General features: G+C 46.0%; 7 protein-coding genes and 1 pseudogene. 6 read left to right on the top strand and 2 right to left on the bottom strand.

The annotated features are described in order from the left end of the window. The 6 genes from QTO00_RS09000 to cobB all read left to right on the top strand — a co-directional run. A partial coding sequence (locus QTO00_RS09000; protein WP_331424392.1) for a formate dehydrogenase subunit alpha occupies positions 1 to 2,664 on the top strand: 2,664 nt, incomplete at its 5' end. A gap of 11 nt (positions 2,665 to 2,675) precedes the next feature. Next, on the top strand, positions 2,676 to 3,284 hold the full coding sequence (fdh3B, locus tag QTO00_RS09005; RefSeq protein ID WP_006962293.1) for a formate dehydrogenase FDH3 subunit beta: 609 nt from the start codon (positions 2,676 to 2,678) through the stop codon (positions 3,282 to 3,284). Positions 3,285 to 3,298: 14 nt separating this feature from the next. Then, positions 3,299 to 4,366, top strand: a complete 1,068-nt coding sequence (locus tag QTO00_RS09010; protein WP_331424395.1) for a formate dehydrogenase subunit gamma — start codon at positions 3,299 to 3,301, stop codon at positions 4,364 to 4,366. Then, complete coding sequence (locus QTO00_RS09015; protein WP_331424397.1) at positions 4,350 to 4,766, top strand: hypothetical protein; 417 nt, start codon at positions 4,350 to 4,352, stop codon at positions 4,764 to 4,766. The genes QTO00_RS09010 and QTO00_RS09015 overlap by 17 nt, the downstream gene beginning before the upstream one ends. Before the next feature lie 322 nt (positions 4,767 to 5,088). Continuing rightward, positions 5,089 to 6,309 (top strand): ammonium transporter, encoded by a 1,221-nt coding sequence (locus QTO00_RS09020; protein WP_331424398.1) that lies wholly within the window; start codon positions 5,089 to 5,091, stop codon positions 6,307 to 6,309. 184 nt (positions 6,310 to 6,493) lie between these two features. After that, positions 6,494 to 7,231, top strand: a complete 738-nt coding sequence (cobB, locus tag QTO00_RS09025) for a Sir2 family NAD+-dependent deacetylase (RefSeq protein ID WP_331424399.1) — start codon at positions 6,494 to 6,496, stop codon at positions 7,229 to 7,231. A gap of 70 nt (positions 7,232 to 7,301) precedes the next feature. On the opposite strand, the gene QTO00_RS09030 is transcribed toward cobB, so the two are convergent. Continuing rightward, positions 7,302 to 8,339, bottom strand: coding sequence for an extracellular solute-binding protein (locus tag QTO00_RS09030; RefSeq protein ID WP_331424400.1), 1,038 nt, complete (start codon positions 8,337 to 8,339; stop codon positions 7,302 to 7,304). 184 nt (positions 8,340 to 8,523) lie between these two features. Beyond that, a pseudogene (locus tag QTO00_RS09035) lies at positions 8,524 to 9,557 on the bottom strand (extracellular solute-binding protein). Between the last annotated feature and the right edge of the window lie 49 nt (positions 9,558 to 9,606).

Consider the following 9,606-nt stretch of genomic DNA (forward strand, 5'->3'; position numbering starts at 1 on the left):
CGTACTATCTGCTCACACTGTTCAGTTGGCTGTGGTATCTACGCAGAAGTTCAGAATGGCGTTTGGACAGGCCAAGAGCCCGCATTTGATCACCCATTTAACGCTGGTGGACACTGTGCTAAAGGCGCTGCGCTGCGCGAACATGGCCATGGAGAACGTCGTCTTAAGTATCCGATGAAGCTCGAAGGCGGTAAATGGAAAAAACTTTCTTGGGATCAAGCAATTGAAGAGATTGGCAACAAAGTACTCGATATTCGCCAAGAATCTGGTCCTGATTCAGTCTATTGGCTAGGAAGCGCTAAGCACAGTAATGAGCAAGCCTACATGTTCCGCAAAATGGCATCGCTTTGGGGAACCAATAACGTCGATCACCAAGCACGTATCTGTCACTCAACAACTGTGGCTGGTGTAGCTAACACTTGGGGCTACGGCGCGATGACCAACTCTTTCAATGATATGCATAATTGTAAGTCGATGCTGTTCATTGGCTCAAACCCAGCAGAAGCACACCCAGTGGCAATGCAGCACATCTTAATCGCAAAAGAGAAGAACAACTGTAAGATTGTGGTTGCCGATCCTCGCCGCACTCGTACTGCAGCCAAATCTGACCACTATGTTTCACTGCGCCCGGGTTCAGACGTTGCTTTCATTTGGGGATTGCTATGGCACGTTTTCGCTAATAAATGGGAAGACAAAGAGTTTATCCGCCAACGTGTATTCGGTATGGATGAAATCCGTCAAGAAGTCGCGAAGTGGAACCCTGCTGAAGTTGAACGCGTTACTGGCGTATCTGAAGCTGACGTATATAAAACCGCAAAGCTGTTATCAGAAAACCGTCCTGGTTGTGTCGTTTGGTGTATGGGGGGAACTCAGCACACCACAGGTAACAACAACACTCGTGCATACTGTGTACTCGAGTTGGCACTGGGTAACATTGGTAAATCTGGCGGTGGTGCCAACATTTTCCGTGGTCACGATAATGTGCAAGGTGCAACCGACCTTGGTGTGCTTTCTCATACTCTTCCTGGCTACTACGGACTATCTGACGGTGCTTGGAAGCACTGGTCAAAAGTGTGGGATATAGACCATAAGTGGGTTCAAGATCGTTTCGATCAGAACGAATACCGAGGTAAAAAACCAATCAACAACATGGGTATTCCAGTCTCGCGTTGGATTGATGGTGTTCTAGAAAACAAAGACAACATCGAGCAGAAAGACAACATTCGCGCCATGTTCTACTGGGGACACGCAGTAAACTCGCAAACTCGCGGTGTAGAGATGAAGAAGGCGATGCAGAAGCTCGATATGATGGTCATTGTCGATCCATATCCAACGGTTGCTGCTGTAATGAACGACCGCACTGATGGTGTCTACCTTCTTCCTGCTACCACTCAGTTCGAAACCTATGGCAGTGTGACCGCATCGAACCGATCTATTCAGTGGCGCGACAAAGTGGTTGATCCTCTGTTTGAATCCAAACCTGATCACGAAATCATGTACCTGCTAACTAAGAAGCTAGGTTTTGCCGATCAGCTATTCAAAAACGTTAAAGTTGAGAACAACCAACCACTCATCGAAGACATTACTCGCGAGTTTAACAAAGGCATGTGGACCATTGGCTATACTGGCCAAAGTCCAGAGCGCTTAAAAGCACACCAACAGAACTGGCATATCTTCCATAAGACCACATTGGAAGCTGAAGGTGGTGTTGCACACGGTGAGACTTATGGTCTTCCATGGCCATGTTGGGGTACGCCAGAAATGAAGCACCCTGGCACGCATATTCTTTACGATACCTCTAAGCCTGTTGCTCAAGGTGGTGGTAACTTCCGTGCCCGTTTTGGCGTCGAGTTCGAAGGGACAAACATTCTTGCTGAAGACAGCTACTCAAAAGATTGTGAACTCCAAGACGGATACCCAGAGTTTAGCGACAAGCTGCTTAAGTCACTGGGTTGGTGGGATGATCTAACCGCTGAAGAGAAAGCGGCAGCAGAAGGTAAAAACTGGAAAACGGACCTCTCAGGTGGCATTCAACGTGTAGCGATCAAACATGGTTGTATTCCTTTCGGTAACGCGAAAGCGCGCGCGGTAGTTTGGACATTCCCTGACAGAGTTCCACTACACCGCGAACCACTATACACTCCGCGCCGCGATTTAGTCGCTGACTACCCAACTTGGGATGACAGCGAGTCTATCTACCGTCTACCAACCATGTACAAGTCAATTCAGGATAAAGATGTATCGGGTGAGTATCCAATCATCCTAACATCTGGACGCTTAGTTGAGTACGAAGGTGGTGGTGAAGAGACGCGTTCGAATCCATGGCTAGCAGAACTTCAGCAAGAGATGTTTGTTGAAGTGAACCCGAAAGATGCCAATGACCTAGGTTTCAAAGACGGCGAGATGGTCTGGGTTGAAGGTGCAGAGAAGGGCCGAATCCACGTTAAAGCCATGGTCACTCGACGCGTTAAGCCGGGCATGGCGTTTATTCCATTCCACTTCGGCGGTAAATTCCAGGGGGAAGATCTTCGCGGTAAATACCCTGAAGGAACCGACCCATATGTGGTTGGTGAATCAGCCAACATTGCAACGACTTACGGTTATGACCCTGTGACGCAAATGCAGGAAACCAAAGTCACCCTATGTAACATTCGCAAAGCTTAAGGAGTCGACAAATGGCTAGAATGAAATTCCTTTGTGACACCAAACGCTGCATCGAATGTAACGGCTGTGTCACTGCATGTAAAAACGAAAATGACGATGCGCTAGAGTGGGGTATCCAACGCCGCCGCGTAGTCACGTTAAATGATGGTGAACCGGGTGAAAACTCGATCTCTGTTGCTTGTATGCACTGTACAGATGCGCCTTGTATGGCAGTTTGTCCTGCAGACTGTTTTGAGCACACAGAAGATGGCATTGTACTGCACAATAAAGATCTTTGTATCGGTTGTGGTTACTGCTTGTTTGCTTGTCCGTTTGGTGCGCCTCAGTTTCCGAAACAGGAAGCATTTGGTGAGCGCGGTAAGATGGATAAATGTACTTTCTGTGCAGGTGGTCCTGAAACTGAGGCCGGTTCTGTTGAAGAGCGCCAAAAATACGGTGCTAACCGCATTGCCGAAGGTAAGCTACCTATGTGTGCATCACTATGTTCAACTAAAGCACTATTGGCAGGTGATGCTGAGAAGGTGTCTGACATCTTCCGTCAGCGTGTTGTCGAGCGTGGTGCGAAAGGCGCAGGTTGGACCAATGGCAATGATTTGTCTTATGACGCAACCAAAAGCTAAGACTGGAGAGATTCATGTTTGTAATGTTTAAACGTGCATCTCTGGTAGTGCTGTCGCTTGTGACAGCATTACTGTTTGCTTTATCGCTGCCCGCGCATGCTGAGCAAAACGAGTCTCAAGTTGCACAACGTGAAATGACCCAGTTGGCTGGCGCCGACTTTTGGCGTCAAGTTCGTCAAGGCGAAGAGGGCTACACGACGTCTCAATTCCCAGAGCACGGAATGCTAATCAGTACTCCGGGGCAAACCTGGTACATACTCAAAGAGAAATGGATGTCACCGGCAGGCGCTGTCGCCATTTTCGGCAGTATCGCCTTCGTTACACTAATGTACATCGTCATTGGTCCGCTAATGTTAAGTGAACCTCGAACAGGTAAGAAGATCAAACGTTGGTCTCGCCTTGATCGTGCCCTTCACTGGAGTATGGCGTTTACTTTCTTAACCTTGGCCTTTAGTGGATTGATGTTGGTTTATGGTAAACACTTCCTTAAGCCGTATATTCCGTCAGAGTTATGGGGCTTCATCATCATGTTGGCGAAGCAATACCATAACTACATTGGTCCAATCTTCTACGTGTTACTGCTATGCGTTCTGATTAAATGGTGGAGAAAGTCGATCTTCAAGAAAGTCGACATCGCTTGGTTTATGAAGCTCGGTGGTATGGTCGGCAAACACAAAGGCTCTCATCCTTCAGCAGAGTTTTCAAACGCAGGTGAAAAAGCACTGTTTTGGCTGCTTATTATAGTGGGCTCTGTGGTTGCCATCAGTGGTTTGGTGTTAGATTTCCCAATCTTCGGCCAAACACGCCGTGATATGGAGCTGTCAAACCTCGTCCATATGCTAGCAGCACTCATTCTGATTTGTGGTTTCGTATTCCATATCTACATTGGCTTATTTGGAATGGAAGGCGCATTAGAAGGTATGGTTACCGGTGAAGTTGACGAAACATGGGCCAAAGAGCACCACGATTTGTGGTATCAAGAAGTGATGGCGAAAGAAGCAGAAGAGCAGGGCACAAATGCATTCTCTACGGCATCTGACAAACAAGTAAGAGGAGCGCAGACGAATGAACAAACCTCATAACGGTGTTTGGGTTGCGTACATACTCAGTTGCTTTACGCCATTTACCTGTTTGATATCTGGTGTCATCGCTATCGTCTACGCCGGGTACCGGTTAGATAAAGGTGAAGATGGAGAGATTATTGATTCACACTACTACGGATTAATTCGCACCTTCTTCCTTAACTTAACCTATTTTGTGGTTCTGATTATCACCGTCGCGACCTCGAATGGAGTGCTGAAAGGTGTCAATGACTACTGGTACAAAAATAGCCTGATCGATGACATTGCTTACTATATTCCATATGTAGGAATGCTGTTCGGCTTGATAGCGATAGGACTGTGGTTTGTACGAATGTTCCAAGGGATGAACAAGCTCAAGCACAACCAACCCTTTGGAATCTCAAAAGGCCCAAACCTTTAAATAGCACTTATAGCTTTCAAATCGACAAGCCCTGACACGTCAGGGCTTTTTGTTGCCCCAAAAAGATAGCGTCAATCTGGTGCGTGAATCACCATATCAGTGCACTGACTCACCATTAGCGTGCAAGTATACATTAATGCTTATCAATAGGAATTAACACCTAATTCTTTAAATTCAATCAATTAGCGGGAAATTACACTTCTATCAATGACTGGCACGTTACTTGCCACAACAAGGCTTCACACTAAATCACCAATGTGGTGAGCAAAGAATAATGACGCACACAAAAGGTGCGCTACAATAAACATGGAGACACTTACGGATGAGCGTAACAGCTAGTCAGGTTCACGGAGCCGTTCAAACCCTGACTCAAAGTTCAGACACACTTTTTCTTCTTCTAGGCGCCATTATGGTGTTCCTAATGCATGCTGGATTTGCTTTTCTTGAAGTCGGGACTGTTCGACATAAGAACCAAGTTAACGCGCTGGTCAAAATCCTCGCCGACTTCGGTATATCCGCTTTAGCCTACTTCTTTATTGGTTACTGGGTCGCCTACGGTGCGAACTTCTTCGCGGATGCACAAACTTTGTCACAGGGTAACGGGTACGAACTGGTTAAGTTCTTTTTCCTGCTTACTTTTGCTGCGGCAATCCCTGCAATTGTATCTGGTGGTATTGCTGAACGAGCGCGCTTCTACCCAGTTCTTATTGCCACCTTCTTTACTGTTGGTCTTGTTTACCCGGTTTTCGAAGGAATGATTTGGAATGGTAACTATGGCCTACAAGGTTGGTTTGAAGCTCAATTTGGCTATGGTTTCCACGACTTTGCAGGTTCCGTTGTTGTTCACGGTGTAGGGGGATGGATTGCACTTGTAGCCGTTATTTTCCTAGGTATGCGCAAAGGTCGTATTCGTGCTGGTAAACATACAAACTTTGCACCCTCTAACATCCCATTCCTAGCACTTGGTGCATGGATTCTATCGGTTGGTTGGTTTGGCTTTAACGTCATGTCGGCACAAACTCTTAATGGTATTAGCGGCCTTGTGGCTATGAACTCCTTGATGGCAATGGTTGGTGGTATCGTTGCTGCACTTGTTGCGGGTAGAAATGACCCTGGCTTTATTCACAACGGTCCACTAGCGGGTTTAGTAGCAATTTGTGCCGGCTCTGACTTGATGCACCCAATTGGCTCACTAATCACAGGCGCGATTGCTGGCGCGCTATTTGTTTACCTGTTTACCTACCTTCAGAACAAAACCAAGATTGATGACGTTCTAGGCGTATGGCCTCTACATGGCATTTGTGGCGCATGGGGTGGCATCGCTGCGGGTATATTTGGCCAAAGCGCACTAGGTGGACTTGGTGGAGTGAGCTTTACTGTGCAGCTGCTAGGTACACTTGCAGGTATCGCCATTGCAGTGATTGGCGCACTTATTGTTTACGGTGTTATCGATAAGGTCACGGGCCTACGTCTTTCTGAAGAAGACGAGTTCAAAGGTGCTGACTTAGCGGTCCATAAGATTTCAGCGACTAATGAAGACTAATACCAATGCGATTAAGTAGCCGTTTAAACATCAACAGAGGCAGCCAACTTGGCTGCCTTTTTGTTTAACCTCACAAAAACTAGGTAAAACGGCGATTGCTTCGACCATTGTCTAAGGCGCAAGGCTAGGGAACGAGAACAGAGAATGCTAAGCTTGCTTATAAGAACACCAACAAGGATGTAGTATGAACTTCCCTTATCGAAACGTTGTTATTTTAACGGGTGCTGGCATCTCGGCAGAATCTGGCATTCAGACTTTTCGCGCTCAAGATGGCTTGTGGGAAAACCATAAAATTGAAGACGTAGCGACGCCAGAAGGTTTTGAACGCAATCCTGACCTAGTCCAAGATTTTTATAATAAACGCCGCCTAGGTTTGCAAAACCCTTCAATTAAACCAAATGCGGCTCACAATGCCCTTGGTAAGTTAGAAGCTGAGCTAGAGGGCACGGTGACCATCATCACGCAAAACATCGACAACCTACATGAGCGTGGTGGTAATAGCGACGTGATCCATATGCATGGTGAGCTGCTTAAGTCACGCTGTAGTGAGTCGAACCAAGTAATCGAAGAAAAAGGCGAGATCCATACTGGCGATCTCTGTCACTGCTGCCAAATTCCCTCTCAGATGAGACCTCACGTGGTGTGGTTTGGTGAAATGCCACTAAGAATGGGCGATATATATGCAGCCCTTGAAGCCGCCGATCTGTTTGTCTCGATCGGTACTTCTGGTGTGGTTTACCCGGCTGCTGGTTTTGTCCATGATGCGAAAATGCATGGCGCGCATACCATAGAGATCAATCTTGAGCCAAGTGCGGTAGAGAGCGAGTTTGAAGAGAAGCGTTATGGCAAAGCCAGTATTGAGGTACCTAAGCTTGTAGAAGAGATCCTTAGCTTACAACAACCGAGCGCTAAGCAAGCATAGATGATTAGCTTGACATGAAAAGAGCGGCATTTTGCCGCTCTTTAAGTATATAACCGAGTTCTAAAACTGCTTAGTTATCAACTTTTAACTTTTGGAAGTACTCGTCATACAGAACGCTTGCTTCACCCACTTCATCTTGCCAGGTACCGCTATCCATCACTTCTTGAGGAGGGAAAATACTTGTGTCGTTTGCAAACTCTTTTGGTAGTAGAGCATGAGCGGTAGCAACTGGAGTTGGGTAGCCAATCTCTAAAGCAATCTTGGCTGCGTTTTCAGGACGTAATAGGAAGTCGATCATCTTATGCGCTGCTTCAATGTTCTTAGCACCCGCTGGGATCGCTAGGCTATCCATCCAGAAAATCGTACCTTTTTCTGGCCATACGATATCAATTGATGCGCCTTCTTCACGAGCCATGTAGGCAGAGCCATTCCACAACATACCAAGTGATACTTCACCTGCTAAGTATGGATTCGCTGGGAAATCTGAGTTGAATACCAATACGTTAGGCATTAACTTCTTCAGCTCCTCATAAGCTTCTTTGATCTCATCTGGATTCGTTGTATTTGGTGAATAACCCAACTTGGTTAAGGCAATGTGGAAGACTTCACGAGAGTCATCCATCATCATCAGTTGGCCTTCCCACTTGCTATCCCAGAAATCATCCCACTTAGTTACTGATGATTTGTCTAGCATGTCAGAGTTGATACCAATTCCCGTTGCACCCCAAATATAAGGAATAGAGTAGTTATTGCTTGGATCAAAAGGTTTGTTTAAGAAGTTTGTATCCAAGTCAGCAAAATGCGTCAGCTTAGTCTTATCGATTTGCTGTAGCATGCCTTCTTTACGCATCTTAGATACAAAGTAAGTAGACGGTACTACTAGATCGTAACCTGAACCTTGAGTTTTAAGCTTAGCGTACATGCTCTCGTTAGACTCGTAGGTAGAGTAGATTACTTTAATTCCAGTTTCTTCTGTAAAGTCTTCAAGAACTTCATTTGGAATGTATTCAGACCAGTTATAGAAATAAAGCTCTTGATCGGCAGCCATTGCTGGCGCAGCGAATAGCGTCGCAGCACATAGTGCGCTTGCGTAGAATTTACTTTTCATTGGTTTTCCGTTTTATCTGTGCTTTCAGAAACAGCCTCTCCGGACTGAGTCATCTGAAAAACATGATTATTAAACTTGCTTGTCGTGGCGACAAACCTAGCAACAGCTAAGTATATCAGCCAAAAGCAAAATAGGCAGCCTAAGCTGCCTATTTTTATACTAAGTGATTAATCTAAAGGAGAAACTACTGTCCCGCTTTTAGCTTCAAGAAATACTCTTCATACTTAGTGGTTAAGTCACCAACAGAGTCTTGCCACTCTACGCGATCGAGATCACCTTGAGATGGGAACAGTGGGGCAATATCTTTGAACTTAGCGTTAGACTCTTCAACCGCAGTTAGATAACCCGTATCACGAGAAATTTGCTCAGCAATCTCAGGGCGAAGTAAGAAATCAATCATCTTATGCGCTGCATCTACGTTCTTCGCTCCAGAAGAGATAGCAAAGTTATCTACCCAGCCAATGCCGCCTTCTTTAGGGAAAACCAGCTTTAGGTTTAAACCTTCATTTTGCGCTGCCGCTGCCGAACCGTTCCAAAGCATACCAACACCAACTTCACCGGACATATATGGCGCACCAGGGTTGTCAGAGTTAAACACTAGCACGTTTGGCATTAGCTTTTGCAGCTCAGCATAAGCCTCATCGATCTGTTTCGGATCGGTTGTGTTACCTGAGTAGCCAAGTTTACGCAGCGCGATATGGAACACTTCTCGCGTGTCATCCATCAACATTAGCTGACCTTCAAGCTCTGGGTTCCACAGATCTGCCCAGCTATCAAAGTCGTTGGGATCGTACATATCTGAATTAACGGCAAGGCCGGTAATCGCAACGACATGAGGAATAGAGTAATCGTTGTTTCGATCGTAGGGTTTATCAAGATAGTTCTTATCTAGGTTATTGAAGTTGCTAAGCTTCGACTTATCAATCTTCTGCAACATGCCTTCGTCACGCATCTTAGCAACGAAATAGGTAGAAGGAACGACAAGATCATAACCTTGATTGTGGGTTTTTAGCTTGGCGTATAAGGTTTCATTCGACTCGTAAGTTGAGTATATAACCTTGATGCCTGTTTCCTCAGTAAACTGTTCTAGGATGTTACTGTTGATGTAAGGTCCCAGTTCATGAACACCAGTTGCTTATTTTCGTCCGCCGCCACAGATCCTGAGAACAGGGAAAGCGCACATGCACTACCAGCTAAGAAAGTAGCCCATTTTTTCATTTACGTTAGCTCCAAACCAAACGTTGCCTTTCACGCTATATGCCTGCGC

The organism is Vibrio sp. M260118 (assembly GCF_036533755.1).
GTDB lineage: Bacteria > Pseudomonadota > Gammaproteobacteria > Enterobacterales > Vibrionaceae > Vibrio.